This is a genomic window from Actinoplanes sp. NBRC 103695 (genome assembly GCF_030269485.1).
Lineage (GTDB): Bacteria > Actinomycetota > Actinomycetes > Mycobacteriales > Micromonosporaceae > Actinoplanes.
Genome location: NZ_BSTL01000003.1, coordinates 158,550 through 173,701, shown reverse-complemented (window position 1 = coordinate 173,701; position 15,152 = coordinate 158,550). Strand labels below are relative to the sequence as shown.

Genomic DNA, 15,152 nt, shown 5'->3' with positions numbered 1-15,152 from the left:
CCGGAGGGCGCCGCGATCCAGCGTCGACGGGAAAGCTGAAACCAGGGTGCGAACAGGACGCCGGAGTTCGAAAGCGGCGCAATCGATTGGTTACGCTTTTCCTGCAGAGCCCGATATCTGCGCGCCCCGATGAGGGAAGCGGAACGTGTTGCGATACGACTGCGGCGGCACTCCACTGTGTCGCTTGAACTGCAGCCGGAACTGAGCCGGTGAGGCGAAACCGACCAGGTGCGCGATCCGGTCGACGCCGTGGTCGGTGCTCTGCAGGAGTTCCTGGGCCCGTCGCACGCGTACCGCGTTGACCCACTGCATCGGGGTGTGCCCGGTCTCGTCGCGGAAGCGCCGGTTGAGCGTCCGGGTGCTGAGCCCGGCCCGCGCGGCGACGTCGGCCAGCGTGAGGTCCCGCTCGACGTGCGCCTCCAGCCATTGCAGCACCTCGCCGAGGCCGGTCTGCGCGGCGGGAGCGCTGGGGCGGGGGATGAACTGCGCCTGGCCGCCGTCGCGGTGCAGCGCGGCCACGGCCAGCCGGGACGCGTCGGCGGCGATCGCGGCGCCGTAGTCGAGGCTGATCAGGTGCAGGCACATGTCGACGCCCGCGGTGGCGCCGGCCGAGGTGACGAACTGCCCGTCGTCGACGTACAGAACATCGGGGTCGACCTTGACCCGCGGGTAGGTCGCGCGGAGCAGATCGGCTGCCGCCCAGTGCGTCGTCGCTCGCCGGTCGTCGAGCAGGCCGGCCGCCGCCAGGGTGAAGGTGCCGACGCAGATCGAAGCCATGCGGGTTCCCGCGTCGGCAGCGGCCCGCAGCGCCGCCAGCGCGGCGGTGGGCAGCGGCGCGGTGGGGTCCCGGCGACCGGGCACGATGATCGTGTCGGCGGTTCGCAGCGCGTCGAGGCCGTGGTCGACCGCCAGCCGCAGCGGGCCGGCGTCGATGATCGGCTCGCTGCCGCAGACCAGCACCTCGTAGCCCGACTTCCCGCCGGGCAGCGGCACTCGTCCGAGCACCTCGATCGGGGTGGCGAGGTCGAAGGCGATCGTGCCGGGGAGGGCGAGGACGACCACGGTGTGCACGGCTTCGACCTCCATCCTCGTACGGCAGAAAACAGTCGCTCGTCGGCAATCTTGCCACCGCCGTCGTGGGCGAACAATCCGGGTCCTAGAGTGTTCTCGTGCAGCGCATCGAAGCCGATCTGATGATTCCGGGACGTGGCGCCCCGGTCACCGATGCCGTCGTCGTGCTCGACGGCCCGACGATCACCTACGCCGGCCCGGCCGTGGAGGCTCCGTCAACTCCGGACGCGGACGTGGTCCGGGCGCCCGTCGTCATGCCCGGGATGTGGGACTGTCACGCGCACCTGCTCGGGCAGATCGTGCCGGACCTGGCGATGCTGCCGCGCGAGCCGATCGCCCTGCGTGCCGCCCGAGGCGTCGCCGGCCTGCGGGCCGCGCTGGACGCCGGGGTGACGAGCATCCGGGAGCTGGGCGGCCTCGGCGTCGACATCGCGCCGGCGGTGGCCGACGGGACGATTCCCGGCCCGGCGATCCACGCGGCAGGCGCCGTCATCTCACCCACCGGCGGCCACGTCGACCTGCACAGCTTTCCGCTGCCATGGGTGCACGACTTCGGAGCGCACTCGGGCGAGCTCCGGGTCGCCGACGGCGAGGCCGAGTGCGCGCGGGTGGTCCGCGAGCAGCTGCGACGCAACGCCAAGGTGATCAAGGTGTGTGCCTCCGGCGGTGTCATGTCCGAGGTGGACGATCCGATCCATCAGCAGTTCACCGCCGCCGAGCTGCGCATCATGGTCGAGGTGGCCGGCCTCGCCGAGCGGGTGGTGGCCGCGCACTGCCACGGCAAGCCCGGCATGATCGCCGCCTTGGAGGCCGGGGTACGCACGATCGAGCACGGCACCTACCTCGACGAGGAATGCGCGGCCGCGATGCGCGAGACGGGCGCGATCCTGGTGCCCACCCGGTTGATCGTCGCGTCCGCGGTGTCGGATCCGAGCCGGCTTCCGCCGTACGCCCGGCCGAAGATGCTCGCGGTGGCGGAACGGCATGCCGAGGCGGTCGCGCTGGCGCATCGGAGCGGTGTCACCGTCGCGATGGGAACCGACATCGGCGCCGGCGACTGGGGCCGGCACGGCGAGGAGCTGACGCTGCTGGTCGAGGCCGGGTTCAGTCCGCTGGAGGCGATCGAGGCGGCGACCGCGAACGGCCCGGCCACGCTCGGACCTCAGGGACCGCGGTCCGGGCAGCTCGCCACCGGTTACGACGCGGACCTGCTGATCCTCGACGACAACCCGCTCGACGACATCGCCGTGCTCGCCGATCCCGGCCGGGTTCGCGAGGTCTGGCAGACCGGCCGCCGGGTCAAACAGCGCTCCGGGCAATGACCGGAAACCCTCGACGACCTGGCTCTCCGTCACGCCGACCGGTTGTGGCGCGCCTCCCTGGACGTCACCGGCACGAGCGCCCTGCGTACGGTCGTCGATCAGGCGTTCGCCGACCTCGGCCGCATCGGCAGGACGGTTCTCGTCACCGGGTCACCTGACCGATATCGAAGGAGGATCGGATGAGCGACGACGGCTATGTCCTGGGCTATTCGGAAGCGGAACATCGACGCCTGCGGGCCCAGGCGCGCCTGCTGCAACCGTGGACGGAGAGCTTCTTCCGCTCCGGCGGCCTGCGCGAGGGGATGACGGTTCTCGATCTCGGCGCCGGGGCGGGTGACGTGTCGATGGCGGCCGCCGACATCGTGGGCGCCGCTGGACACGTGGTCGGCGTTGACCGCGACGCACGGTCCGTCGAACGGGCGACCAGGCGCGCCCAGGAGGCCGGCTACTCCGGACGCGTCGAGTTCCGGACGGCGGCGTTGGACGACTTCGACGCCGACACCCGGTTCGATGCGATCGTCGGCCGGTACATCCTGCTCTACCTGCCCGATCCCGGGAAAACACTGCGCCGGTTGACCCGGCTGCTCCGTACCGGAGGAGTGGTGATCTTTCACGAGATCGACATGACCGAAGCGCAACCGACCTGGCCGGCGTGTGACGTGTGGGATGACAGCTATCGGCTGGTGGCCGAGGTGTTCCGGGCCGGCGGCGCTCAGCCGGGTTTCGGGAGGCGGCTCCATCCGACGTTCGTCGACGCGGGACTGCCGGCTCCGGAGATTCAGTCGTTCACCCCGGTCGGCGCGGGCTCCGAGTCGATGATCGTGGACTGGCTGGCGATGTCCTTGCTGAGCCTGGAACCCGCGCTGACCGCCACCGGCCTGACGCTGCCGGCCGGGCTGTCCTACGACGACTCACTGGGTGACCGGCTCGGCGCGGCCCTCGACGAACAGGGCAGCCAGATCGTCGGCCCCGCGCAGTTCGGCGCGTGGACTCACACGACGGAGAGCAGCAGCTTCAGGTAGCTGTCGCGTCCGGCGAAGGCTCTTGTGGCGAGCTTCGTGCCGTCAGCGGCCGCGATCGTGGTGGTGAGCCCGCTCATGGTGATGCCTCCGATGTGTTCGGCGGCGGGAACAGCGGCAACGTCCGGATCCGGGTGCCGGTGAGGGCGTGTACGGCGTTGGCGAGCGCGGCCGCGGCCGGGCCGGCGCCGGCCTCGTTGACGCCGCCGCCCCAGTGGTCGCCGTCGACGAGAACGGTTCGCACGCGCGGTGAGGCGTCCGCCCTGAGGATCGTGTACCGGTCGAGGTCGCTCTCGACGACCTGCCCCCGGCGAAGAGTGACGCGTTCCCCGAGCGCCCAGCTCAGGCCCATGACGACGGCGCCCTCCACCTGGGAGCGGGTGATCGCCGGGTTCACCGTACGGCCGTCGGCGGCCGCGACCACCTCGTCGATCACGATCGGCGCCGTACCCGTACCCGTGTCGTCGGCTCTGACCTGGACGACCTGGGCGGTGACGGTCTTGCCGTAGGCGCAGCAGGCGATGCCCCGGCCGGTGCCCGGCGCCGGCGAACCCCAGTTCGCCTCGGCGGCCACCGTTTCCAGGACGCGGCGCAGACGGCGCCCGTGTTCGTCGTCCGACAGGTGCCGGAGACGGAGTTCGAGGGGATCGACGCCGAGGTCGAACGCGACCTCGTCAAGGAAGCTCTCGATCGCGAAGAGGTTGGTGTGTGTGCTGAGGGAACGCATCGGCGCGAGCTCGACCGTCGAGGGCAACGGCACCCGGCCGTAGTCGACCCGCAGGTTCGGGATGCCCCGGTAGAGCAGGTGGGCTCCGAAGACCGAGAAGAGGTCGACGTCGGTTGCCCGTGCGGCCCGGCTGGAACTGGGCCAGCCGCCGCTGGCGTCGCCGACGGCGAACCGGTGCCGCAGGGCCAGCAGATCCCCGCCGTCGCCGATGCCCGCCTCCATGACGTGATGGCTCGGCGGTCGCTTCGGGCCGTTGAGCTGATCCTGGTGCCGGGTCCAGGCCAGATGCACGGGACGACCGGTCGCCGCGGCCAGCAGAGCCGCCGCCGCGGCGGGATCGCCCAGATAGCCGTGCTTGCGGCCGAAGGAGCCTCCGACGTACGGAACGACGACGCGTATCTCGCGGCGCCAGCGGCCCAGAGCCCTGGCCACCGCGTCCTGGACCAGCGCCGGGTTCTGGGTGGACGAGTACACCGTCGCCCGGTCGCCGGTGATCTCGGCGACGGCCACCGGGGGCTCGGGCGGCGCGGCCACCACCATCGACGTCCGGTACTCGGCGACCAACCGGCGCGCCGGCCGTGGAGCCGGCTTTGCCACGTCGCCGACGTTCTGGATGCGGTGTGCCGGTGTGCGCCGGACATCGACCGCGGCTTCGATGGTGTCCTGGCCGGCGTCGGATCCGCCCTGCCAGCGCGGCCGCAGCAGGGAAAGTGCGGCGCGCGCCTGGTGGGTGCGCCCGGCCGCAGCGGCGATCAGGCCGGTGGTGGGGTCTACGATGACGTGTACGACGCCGGGCGCCCGGCGTGCCTCCTCGACACCGGAGACACTCTCCAAGGACGCGCCGTGCCGTGGCGGCAGCAGCAGCGCGCCGTAGAGCATGCCGGGCAGACGTACGTCCGAGGTGAAGACCGCCGCGCCGGTCACCTTCGACGGCAGGTCGATCCGCGGCACCGAAACGCCGAGCAGCCCACCGGATCCAGGGGTGCCGCCGGCCTGGCCGCGGCGCCGCGCGTTCAACCGGGCCGCTGCCCGGAGCGCGGGCACCCGCATCAGTTCGGCCGTGCTGCCGCCGACCACCGTCATCCAGCCGAGCGGAAAGCCGCGCTCGGTGTCCGGGTGGTGGAGAACAACCTTGTCGAGATCGGCGCCGAGCTCGCCGGCGAGGATCTGCGCCAGCACGGTCTGGGAGCCCTGGCCCAGCTCGGCCTTCGGCAGGTAGAAGTGCACGGTGCCGTCCGGATCGACGTCACACCAGGTTGCGGGTGCCGGCGCCCGGCCCTTGAACGGCGGGGTTCCGCCCGGCAGACCCTGGTCGGTCAGCAGGCGCCGGAGCACATTCGGCAGCGCCGCTCCCCCGCGCCGGGGCCGGCCGGACTTCACTCGGCGCCGCTTCGCGCGGATGCCGTCGCGGCGGCCCGGGCAACGGCGGCGACCGCCCGCTCGTAGGTGCCACAGCGGCACAGCACCGCCGACAGACGCCGGCGGATGAGATCGGGACCGGGGTCGGTGACCTCCCGCAGCAGGGCGACCGCGGTCAGCACCTGCGCCGGCGTACACCACCCGCACTGGCCCACCTGCTCGTCGAGAAACGCCTGCTGGACGGCGTGCAGCACGTCCGGGCCGTCCGCCAGTCCCTCGATCGTCAGCACCCGGCCGCCGCCGACGGACTCGGGCCGGATCGCGCACGCCAAGGCGGTGCTGTCGTCGAGCAGGATCGTGCAGGCCCCGCAGCTCCGCGACTCGCAGCCGGACTTGGTGCCGGTCAGCCCGAGTTCCTCGCGAAGCAGCTCGAGGAGGTGCTCGAAACCTCCGGCATCGACCTCGCGGAGCGTCCCGTTGACGGCGATGCGGAGAACTTGGTTCACAACCGTCGACCGTAGGCGGCTCTCCCGGCACCGAGAAGTGGCCAAAATGCCATGGTCCGACCGGTTCTTGCCAGGCTCAGTCCACCGAGGCGGCGCCGCCGAAGGCGCCGGCGGCGTTCTGGTCGGCGGACATGGCGAGGGCGGCGCACTCGCCGGATGCGGTCACGGCCGAGTATTACCACGGCGAGGAGACGGGCGAATACTGGCGGGACAGGACCCGTATGAAGAAATAGTCGAACGGGTACGCCGGCACCAGTGACCCGCTATTGCGAAGTGCGTCGTTGCTATGAGGCAACTGCTCGTGAACCTAGCAGCGCCACACGACAATGGCAACGACCATCCTCAATGGTCAGTGCCGTTGCGTGCGGCGGATTGTCCGTTTACCCGGAAGCCGACAATCGCATTCGGACGGTCCCGCGCGATCATCAATGCTGCGGTTAGCCTTCCTCCGCCAAGCTTTTGTGCCCACGGGGGGAAGACAAATGAGGCTGCACATCAATCGTGCGCTCGCGGCGGCGTCAGCCGTCGTATTGACGACATCACTAGGGGTTTTCGCGGCCGCGGCGCCGGCGCTGGCCGACACCGACCTGGGACTGCCCGGCTACGGCGACCTCGTCGCCAACGACGAGCACAACCGGGTCTTCATCAGCGGCGGCCCGGCGTCCAACGGCATCACGGTCACCGACCTCGACGGCGAGGTCGTCAAGCAGATCAAGAACCAGTACGGCGCCACCGGCCTGGCCCAGGACGACGACACCGAGTGGATCTACGCCGCGCTGACCTCGGGCGACGCGATCACCGAGATCGACGTGCACACCCTCGAGGAGAGCGACAAGATCCAGCTCCCCGCGAACACGTGCCCGACCCACCTCGTCTACGCCGGCGACGTGCTGTGGTTCGGCCACGGCTGCGACGGCAACTGGAACGGCGGCATCGGCCGGATCACCTGGCCCGAACCGACCGAGGAGGACCCCGATCCCGAGCCGGTCTACCAGCTGAACGTGCAGGGCGACCTGCGGTTCCAGCGAGCGCCGCTGCTCGCCGCGCATTTCGAGGAGGTGGAGGAGGGCGAGCCCTACCAGGCCGGCACGCTGGTCGCCGCCCAGCTCAACCTGAGCCTCTCGACCGTCTACGTCTACGACATCACCGAGGACAACGGCCTGAGCACCCGCGCGTCGTCCACCGCGCCGGGCAGCAACCTGTTCGACATCGGCCTCGACAAGTACGGCGAGACGCTGCTGACCGGCGCCGGCGGCCGCAACGCCACCCAGGCGTACGCGACCAGCAACCTGTCCGGCCGCGGCTCGTACTACACCGGCTACCACCCGCTGGCCGTCGCGGCCGCGCCCGACGACTGCTACGTCGTCAGCGGCGTCCGCTCGACCGGCGACGACATCTACCTCTACGAGACCGGCGGCGTCGCCCCCGAGAAGCGCATCGACATCAGCGAGGACGTGCTCGCGCCGCGCGGCCTCACCTGGTCCGACGACATGGAGCACCTGTACGCGGTGACGCTCCCGCCGACCGGCGGCGCCCCGGAGCTGCACGTCATCCACGACTGGAAGAGCTAGGACTCAGGGCGGAACCGGTCACCCTCGTCCGTCACGACGCGTCAGGGCTTGCGGCCCACCGCGCAGTAGACGTCGAGGGCGGCCGGTTCCGTTCCCGGCTGCGGCCGCCACTGCGAGGTCGGCACCACGCCGGGCTCGAGCAGCTCCAGGCCCTCGAAGTAGCCGCCGATCTCCTCGGGCGTGCGCAGGTTGTACGGGTGGCCGCCGCCTTTGGCGACCCGCTGGCTCTCCACGCTCTCAGCGCTGGTGCTGGTGCCGTCGCTCACCGCCAGGAAACTGCCCGACGGCACCGCCGCGAGCAGCCGCTCGACGATGGAGCGAGCCTGGGCGTAGTCGGCGACGTTCCCCAGGATGCCGATCATGGTCAGCGCGACGGGCTTGCTGAAGTCGAGTGTCTCGGCGGCCTCGCTCAGGATCCGCTCCGGGTCCTCCACGTGGGAGTCGACGTAGGCGGTCGTCCCCGAGGACGAACTCGTCAGCAGCGCGCGGGCATGCGCCAGCACGAGCGGGTCATTGTCGACGTAGACGATCCGCGACTCGGGCGCCACGCGCTGCGCGACCTCGTGGGTGTTGTTGGCCGTCGGCAGACCGGTGCCGATGTCGAGGAACTGCCGGATGCCCGCCTCACCGGCGAACAGCGTGACCGCCTCGATGAGGAACCTGCGCTGGGCCTGGGCGACCCCCACGATTCCCGGGTTCGCCGTGCGGAGCGCGTCGCCCAGCTCCCGGTCGACGGCGAAGTTGTCCTTGCCGCCCAGGAGGTAGTTCCACACCCGGGCGCTGCTCGGCCGGGTTACGTCGATCTTGGGATCGATCATGAGGAATACCCTTCGCAGAGGCCGACCGTCAGACAGCGATCTTAGGTCGTGCTTCAGAACCCGACCAGGCGGGCTCTGAAGCACGACACCTAGGCAATCAGAAATAGTCGTGCAGAGTCGGTGCGGGACCGGCGGTCGCGGTCCGCAGGAGTTCGTCGGTGCCGGCGTCCCCACCGGTCAGGAAACCGCTGCGGCGCAGTTGCTGCGGGGTGGCCGCGCCCGCATACCAGGAGGCCAGCCCGCGCGGGGTCAGCCGCACGGTGCCCGCGCCGCCCGGCTCCAGCCGGCCGTCGCCGCCGGAGAGCACCAGCCGGTGCGGGCCCTGCTGCCACGGGCAGACGTCGTCGGCCAGCTCGAGGTCGACCTCGCCGGTCAGGTGCCGTGGCCAGCCACGGGCGGCGACCGCCGCGGGCGCGTCGACGACGCGCAGCATCCACGGCTGCGAGGACTCGGGTGTGGCGTCACGCCGTGCCAGCAGCGACCAGACCGGATCGGCGGCGCCCAGCCGGATCAGCACGGTCGGCGCGACGCTGGCCCAGCCCCCGAACATCGCCAGCAGGGTGCGCGTCGCCTCGGGCGTCAGTCCGATCAGGTCGTCCACGGTGAGCTTGCCGTTCGCGTCGTACCCGGGGCCGCGGTCCCAGCTGGCGTACCCGACGATGTCGCCGGTCTTGTCGACGGCGACCGTGAGGCCGTGGTGGTCGGCCAGCACCTGCGTGGGGGACGCCGCGAAGGCCGGCCCGGAACGCTCCATCATGCCGGTGCCCGCCCGCGCCACCTCGCGGTAGATCTCCTGAACGGCGGGGATGTCGGCCTCGGTCGCCGGCCGCAACGTGGTCGTGGCATCGGGCCGGATCTCGGCCAGCACCCGGGCCGGCACTCGCTGGTAGACCAGCGCGCCGACCTCTTCCCAGCCCAGGGCCCGGTACGGCGCCGGGATGGTGTCGAACAGGGTGCTGATCACCGCGCCCCGCTCCCGGGCGCCCCCCAGCAGCTCGGTCAGCACGAGCCGGCCCAGGCCGTGCCCGCGCAGCTCGGCCGCGGTCGCCACACCGGCGACGCCGCCGACCGGCACGATCCGGCCGCCGAACCACTGGCCCTGCTCGCGATCCACCGCCTTCGCCACCAGCCGCCCGGCCGGGTCGAAGACGCCGAGGGTGCGCCGGCTCGGGGAGTCCGAGGCCCAGCCCTCCGGCATGGGCTGCTCGTGGTAGCCGAACGCGAGGCTCCCGAGGTCCCACGCGAGCTGCTGCTCCCCCGGCCCGAGCGGCCGCACCTGGTACGTCATGAGCCCATCCTGCCAGGCGGGCGGCCGGCGGTTGCGCACCGCGGCCGACGGTGGTTGCATGATCCGCGGCTGTCCCTCTGACGCCGGTCAGGAGGCCGTCATGCTTACTGCGCTAGGTCGCACGGTGTACCGCCGGCGCCTCACGATCGTCGCGGTGTGGACGGTGGTCGCGTTGGCCGGTGCGGTGTTCGGGGGCTCCATCTACGACCACACGCGGTCGATCGACCCCCTGCCCGCCGGCGCCCCGGCCACCGCCGCCCAGGACCGTCTGGACGCGGTGTCGCCCGAGGGCGAACGGCTGGTCGCCGTGATCTCCGGGCTCGACGTCGGATCCATCGACCTGATCAACAGCGTCACCGAGATCATCTACCAGATCCGCGCCATGCCGGGGGTGGCCGACGTCGAGGACGCCTACACCACGCCGATGCGGAAGATCTCCACCGACAACCGCAGCTCCCTGGTCACGGTCGAGCTGGATCCTGGTCTGAGCGACGACGAGGCGTTGCGGGTCGCCGGCCAGGTGAGCGCCGCCCTGCTCCGGATCGACGCCCCGGAGGTCCTGATCGGCGGCGAGCTGCTGGCCGAACAGGAGTTCGCCGACCAGGCCGTCCGGGACGCGGCCGTCGGCGAGTCCGTCGCTCTGGTCTGCGTCGGGATCCTGCTGATCCTCGTGCTGGGCGGCCTGGTGGCCGGCCTGCTGCCGCTGGCGGCCGCCGTGGGCGCGATCACCGCCACGCTGCTGGCGCTGACCGGACTGGCCCGCCTGCTGCCGGTCAGCGAGTACGCGGTCAATGTGGTCACGCTGCTCGGCATCGGGCTGGCGATCGACTACAGCCTGCTGATGATCGCCCGGTTCCGGGAGGAGCGGGCCGCCGATCCGGGCGCGCCGCCGGTCGAGCTGATGGCCCGGACGGTGGGCACCGCGGGCCGGGCGGTGCTGGTGTCCGGCTCGGCCGTCACCGTGGCCCTGGTGGGTTTGTTCGCCTTCGGTGACCCGCTGCTGGCCGCGATGGCGATGGGCGGGGCGCTCGTGGTCGCGCTGGCGACCGCGACCGGGCTGACGCTCGTACCCGCGTTGCTCTCGATCGCCCACCGGCGCATCCCGGCGACCGGCCGGGGGCGAAGCTTCGGTCTCCTCCGGCGTCAGGCCACGTTCGCTCAGCGCCGGCCCGGCCTCGTGGCCCTGGCCGCGGCGGCCGGTCTGCTGGCGTTGAGCGCTCCGCTGTTCTTCGTGGAGTTCGCCAACTCCGACGTCCGCGCGCTGCCGGGGACCAGCGAGGCACGACAGACGTACGAGGCGGTGCAGGGCAGGTTCGCCGACCCTCCGAAGGCGCCGCTGACCGTGGTGGTCGAGGCGGATCCGGCCCAGCTCGGCGCGCTGTACGACACCATCGAGCGCATGCCGGGCGTGTCCGATGTGTGGGAGCGCGACGAGCTGCCGCCCGGCGTGAGCGTCGCCGACGTGGTGCCGCGCGGAACCGCCGACGGCGAACAGGCCCAGCAACTGGTGGCCGACCTGCGGGCCCTCGACGCACCCTCCCCCGTGCTGGTGGCCGGTCCCGCCGCGGAACTGGTCGACGAGAAACGGTCGGTGGCCGACCGGCTGCCCATCGCCCTGGCGATCATCGTGGTGGCCACCGGGGCGCTGCTGTTCGCACTCACCCGCTCGGTGGTCGTACCGGTCAAGGCCGTCGCGATGAACATCCTGACGCTGCTGGCGACCATGGGTGTGCTGGTCGCGGTCTTCCAGTGGGGCTGGGGCGCCGGCGTGCTGGGCTTCGAACCGTGGGGGGCGCTCGACCTGACCACGCCGCTGCTGCTGTTCGTCTTCGCCTTCGGTCTCTCGATGGACTACGAGGTGTTCCTGCTGGCCCGGATCAAGGAGGAGTGGGACCGGCGGACGTCCACGGATCGCGCGGCCAGCGATCGCGCCGTCCTGGCCGGGATCACCGCCACCGGTTCGGTGGTGACCACGGCCGCCCTGGCGATCGGCATCGTCTTCCTCGGTTTCGTCCTCGGCGGCCTGGTCGCGGTGAAGGAGATCGGCGTCGGCATGGCCGTGGCGGTCCTGCTGGACGTCACGGTGGTTCGCGGCCTGCTGCTGCCGGCCACGATGTCGCTGCTCGGACGATGGAACTGGTGGCGGCCGGGCACCAAGGCCGCCGCGCCGGCGCCACCTGTTCCCGTGGGCTGAAAGTTCACGGGCCGACCTGTTCGCGGATGGCGACGTCGAGGTCGGTCGCCGTCAGGCCGAAGGTGTCGGCCGTCTCGGTCGCGTCCAGGTGGAACGGGCCGTAGAACTGGTAGTCCATCTCGGCGAACTCGCGGGCGATCGGCACGAACACCCCGGCCACGTGCATGACGAAGCGCGGCATCGGGATCAGCCGGACCGGCGGCTTCCCGGCCGCGGCGGCGTACCGCTGCGCGATCTCGCGCAGCGTGATGGCCGGCGCGGACGGCACGTGCCAGGCCCGGCCCCACGACCGCGCGTCCGGCGCCAGCGTGACCAGCGCCTGGGCCATGTCGCCGGTGTAGGTGAAGGTGTGCGGCATGTCCAGGCGGCCGGGAACCCAGGCGGTGCGGCCCTTCTCCAGGGCCGGCCCGAGGACCGTGGAGTAGATGCCGACCGCGTTCTTGCCGATGTAGTCCGAGCCGCGGACCTCGACCGTGCGGATGCCGGCGGACAGCGCCTGCTCCCACATCCGCTTGCGCAGGCGTCCCTTGTGGCCGGTGGCGGTCATCGGGGTGTGCTCGTTCATCCGGCCGCCGGGCTGCTCGCCGTACGCGTAGAGGCTGCCGGTCATCGCCAGGACCGCGTCGTTCGCCTTGGCGGCGGCGATCATCGCCGTGTTCATCGGCGGCAGCATGCGCTCCCACATCGTGTAGTTGGGCGGGTTGGAGCAGTTGTAGATCACCGCGGCGCCGCGGGCCAGGTCGGTCAGGCGGGCCGCGTCGGTGGCATCGGCGGCGACCCGCTCGATCCGCGGGTGCTCGGGGCCCGAGCCGCTGCGGGTGACCATCCGGACGCTCTCGCCGCGCTCGACGAGACGCCGGGCGACGTTGGTGCCGATGGACCCGGATCCGACGACGAGGTTCTCAGCCATGACAACCGCTCCTTAGTGAGATCAGTGCTCTCGTACCGGAGCAATGTTTGCAGTGAACCCGCTCGCCGTCAAGAGCAGTGCTCTCGGTGTGGCACACTGTCCCCCATGAAGGCCGCCTCGCTCCGGGCGCGCGTCCGCGCCGAGATGACCGAAGAGATCAAGACCGTGGCCAAGCGCCACCTGGCCGAGGAGGGCGCGAACCTGTCGCTGCGCGCGGTCGCCCGGGACATCGGCATGGCCTCGTCCGCGGTCTACCGCTACTTCGCCAGCCGGGACGAGCTGCTCACGGCGTTGATCATCGACGCGTACGACAGCCTCGGCGCCGCCGCCGAGTCGGCCGCCGCCGGGGGCGACGCCTTCGCGCGGCGCTGGATCGACACCGGGCACGCCGTACGGGAGTGGGCGCTGGCCCGGCCGCACGAATGGGCCCTGATCTACGGCAGCCCGGTCCCGGGGTACGCGGCGCCACGTGACACGGTCACCTCGGCGATCCGGGTCATCCTCGCGCTGGGCGGCATCGTCGCCGAGGCCCATGCGGCCGGCGCGCTGCCCGACGGTGAACCCCTCGCCGAACCGCTCGCACCGGAGGCCCGGAGCGTCGCCGACGTCCTGGCCCCCGGCCTGCCACCGCAGGTCGCCTTCCGCGCGCTGGGCGGATGGCTCCAGCTCTGCGGCGCGATCAGCGCGGAGCTCTTCGGTCAGCTCCAGAACACCGTCGAGGCCCGCAGGGAGTTCCTCGAGTTCCAGATGCGCGGAACCCTCGCCTGGATCGGCCTCGAGGTCACGCCCTAGCCTCCACCAGGACGACGTCGGACACCGTCAGCTGGAAGCTGTCCGTCTGTCCGCCGAGCTGAAAGGTGAGCTCCGAATGCGGGCTGCTCACCGCGCCGGGAAACCGGTAGGCACGACGGCAGGCGGCCGGCCCCACGCGGAAATCGCGGGACACCGACGGCAGATAGTCCGGTGGCCGGCTGTCCTGGACCCGGACCCGGACGGTCGCCTCCCGGTCGGCGGTCGCGGTGAAGGCCAGCTCGTAGGTGTGACCTGCCACAAGAGTCACATCGCTCATGATCACCAGCACGTCGGCGGGGCGGGTGGTGCCGCCGGGCACGGAGACGTCGAAGTCCCGGCCCCGGGTTCTCAGAGTCGCCTTGCCGGGGTCGTCGACCCACCAGCCGCCACGCGCCGTCGCGGCGCCTCGCCCGGGGAGCAGGAGATCCTTTCCGGCCGGTCGCGACGCCGCCCCGCAGGTATCCGACGTCGCGGCCTGCGCGGGATCGGCGACCGGCGCCGGCGTCCGCCCGGTCCATCGCACCGTTCCCAGGACGCCGGTGCCCACGCCCAGCAGGAACACGACCGCCAGCACCGCGACCGCCCACCGCCACGACGGCTGCTTGCGCCGCTCGGGAACCTCGGGCAGCTCCTCGACGGCCAGCGCTTCCCACCGCTCGCGCCACCGGGCGGTCTCGGCCGCGACCATGGCCGGATCCGCGCCGTCCGCCCGCAGGCAGGCCACCACGTACGCCTCGACGAACCCCCAGCGCGGCAACCGTGGCGACCGTTTGCCGGCCAGGACCTCCGAGATGGTGCTGGGCGGCAGTGGTTCCGGCTGCTCCTCCCGCGGTGCGGCCGCGATCCGCTGCTCGGCGAGACTGCTGAGCTTGCGGAAAGAGGGACGCCCCGACCTGTCCCGCAGCTGACGCAACTCCGTGAGAAAGGCGTCGGTCATGATGTCGAACACTATCAATGAGCGGCACCCGGGCAGCGCCGGTGTCGACCCGTTTACAGGAAGCGTTCGGGGTCGAAACTGTCGAGATCGATGATGCGAACCCGGGGAAGGACGCTGTTGAAGCAGCCCGCGTCCTCTTCGATGTCGAACACCTGCAGGCCCGCCAGGTCGGCGAAACCCGCGTTGAAGAACTCCCTGAACCCGACGACCCCGACCTGACGATCAGTGCCGAGAAGCTGCTCGATCTGCGGCAGAAAATCGCCGTCGTGGCTGGCGAGCAGCACATTTCCCGCGCGCTGGGCGATGGCCTCCAGCGTGCGCTTGATGCCGATGTCCACCACCTTCTGATCCGACGATCCGGCGAGCGGGATCGGCCGGTACTCCATGCTCAGCAGCGCCCGGATGAAAGGCATCGGCAGCACGCCGCCCGAGGCGTTGAGGAAGAAGAGTCCCTTGACCGGCTGCTTCCACGTCTCCTGCGCGAACTCCCGGAGTCGTTCCCATCGGGGTCGCTCGGCGGGGGCCGGCCTGCGGTCCAGGACGCTGTTGCCGAGGGTGGCATCGATGTTCTCCCCGTCGACGATGAGGTACGTGACGGACTCCGACGCGCCTGGCATGAGTGTGCCTTTCCAACCGGG

Annotated in this window: 13 protein-coding genes; 5 read left to right on the top strand and 8 right to left on the bottom strand. The window is 71.5% G+C overall.

Annotated features, from left to right (window positions below; translation table 11 throughout):
• Positions 1-90: 90 nt before the first annotated feature.
• Positions 91-1,086: a GlxA family transcriptional regulator gene (locus tag QSK31_RS05630; protein ID WP_285681677.1), complete on the bottom strand. Its 996-nt coding sequence runs from the start codon at positions 1,084-1,086 to the stop codon at positions 91-93.
• Between the two features lie 107 nt (positions 1,087-1,193).
• Between QSK31_RS05630 and QSK31_RS05625 the strand changes: the two genes are divergently transcribed.
• Complete coding sequence (locus QSK31_RS05625) at positions 1,194-2,393, top strand: metal-dependent hydrolase family protein (protein ID WP_285682044.1); 1,200 nt, start codon at positions 1,194-1,196, stop codon at positions 2,391-2,393.
• Positions 2,394-2,572: 179 nt separating this feature from the next.
• On the top strand, positions 2,573-3,415 hold the full coding sequence (locus QSK31_RS05620) for a class I SAM-dependent methyltransferase (RefSeq protein WP_285681676.1): 843 nt from the start codon (positions 2,573-2,575) through the stop codon (positions 3,413-3,415).
• Positions 3,416-3,488: 73 nt separating this feature from the next.
• Here the strand turns inward: QSK31_RS05620 and QSK31_RS05615 are convergent, their stop codons facing one another.
• A complete protein-coding gene (locus QSK31_RS05615) occupies positions 3,489-5,519 on the bottom strand; it encodes a xanthine dehydrogenase family protein molybdopterin-binding subunit (protein ID WP_285681675.1) in 2,031 nt (676 codons plus the stop codon).
• The gene (locus QSK31_RS05610) at positions 5,516-6,004 is read right to left on the bottom strand and encodes a (2Fe-2S)-binding protein (protein ID WP_285681674.1); all 489 of its coding nucleotides are present in this window, start codon (positions 6,002-6,004) and stop codon (positions 5,516-5,518) included. The genes QSK31_RS05615 and QSK31_RS05610 overlap by 4 nt, the downstream gene beginning before the upstream one ends.
• 482 nt (positions 6,005-6,486) lie before the next feature.
• Between QSK31_RS05610 and QSK31_RS05605 the strand changes: the two genes are divergently transcribed.
• On the top strand, positions 6,487-7,575 hold the full coding sequence (locus QSK31_RS05605) for a YncE family protein (protein ID WP_285681673.1): 1,089 nt from the start codon (positions 6,487-6,489) through the stop codon (positions 7,573-7,575).
• A gap of 41 nt (positions 7,576-7,616) precedes the next feature.
• On the opposite strand, the gene QSK31_RS05600 is transcribed toward QSK31_RS05605, so the two are convergent.
• Together QSK31_RS05600 and QSK31_RS05595 are read right to left on the bottom strand one after the other, a co-directional pair.
• The gene (locus QSK31_RS05600; protein WP_285681672.1) at positions 7,617-8,393 is read right to left on the bottom strand and encodes an SAM-dependent methyltransferase; all 777 of its coding nucleotides are present in this window, start codon (positions 8,391-8,393) and stop codon (positions 7,617-7,619) included.
• A gap of 97 nt (positions 8,394-8,490) precedes the next feature.
• Positions 8,491-9,681, bottom strand: a complete 1,191-nt coding sequence (locus QSK31_RS05595) for a GNAT family N-acetyltransferase (protein ID WP_285681671.1) — start codon at positions 9,679-9,681, stop codon at positions 8,491-8,493.
• A 100-nt stretch (positions 9,682-9,781) separates the two neighbouring features.
• Here QSK31_RS05595 and QSK31_RS05590 point away from each other — a divergent pair, with 100 nt between their 5' ends.
• Positions 9,782-11,875 (top strand): MMPL family transporter, encoded by a 2,094-nt coding sequence (locus QSK31_RS05590; RefSeq protein WP_285681669.1) that lies wholly within the window; start codon positions 9,782-9,784, stop codon positions 11,873-11,875.
• 4 nt (positions 11,876-11,879) lie between these two features.
• Here the strand turns inward: QSK31_RS05590 and QSK31_RS05585 are convergent, their stop codons facing one another.
• Entirely contained in the window at positions 11,880-12,785 is a 906-nt protein-coding gene (locus tag QSK31_RS05585; RefSeq protein ID WP_285681667.1) for an NAD-dependent epimerase/dehydratase family protein, read from the bottom strand.
• 105 nt (positions 12,786-12,890) lie between these two features.
• Between QSK31_RS05585 and QSK31_RS05580 the strand changes: the two genes are divergently transcribed.
• Positions 12,891-13,577: a TetR/AcrR family transcriptional regulator gene (locus QSK31_RS05580; protein ID WP_285681665.1), complete on the top strand. Its 687-nt coding sequence runs from the start codon at positions 12,891-12,893 to the stop codon at positions 13,575-13,577.
• Here QSK31_RS05580 and QSK31_RS05575 read toward each other — a convergent pair.
• Both QSK31_RS05575 and QSK31_RS05570 read right to left on the bottom strand, forming a co-directional pair.
• Complete coding sequence (locus tag QSK31_RS05575; protein ID WP_285681664.1) at positions 13,567-14,514, bottom strand: hypothetical protein; 948 nt, start codon at positions 14,512-14,514, stop codon at positions 13,567-13,569. The genes QSK31_RS05580 and QSK31_RS05575 overlap by 11 nt on opposite strands.
• A gap of 53 nt (positions 14,515-14,567) precedes the next feature.
• The gene (locus QSK31_RS05570) at positions 14,568-15,131 is read right to left on the bottom strand and encodes an NYN domain-containing protein (RefSeq protein ID WP_285681662.1); all 564 of its coding nucleotides are present in this window, start codon (positions 15,129-15,131) and stop codon (positions 14,568-14,570) included.
• Between the last annotated feature and the right edge of the window lie 21 nt (positions 15,132-15,152).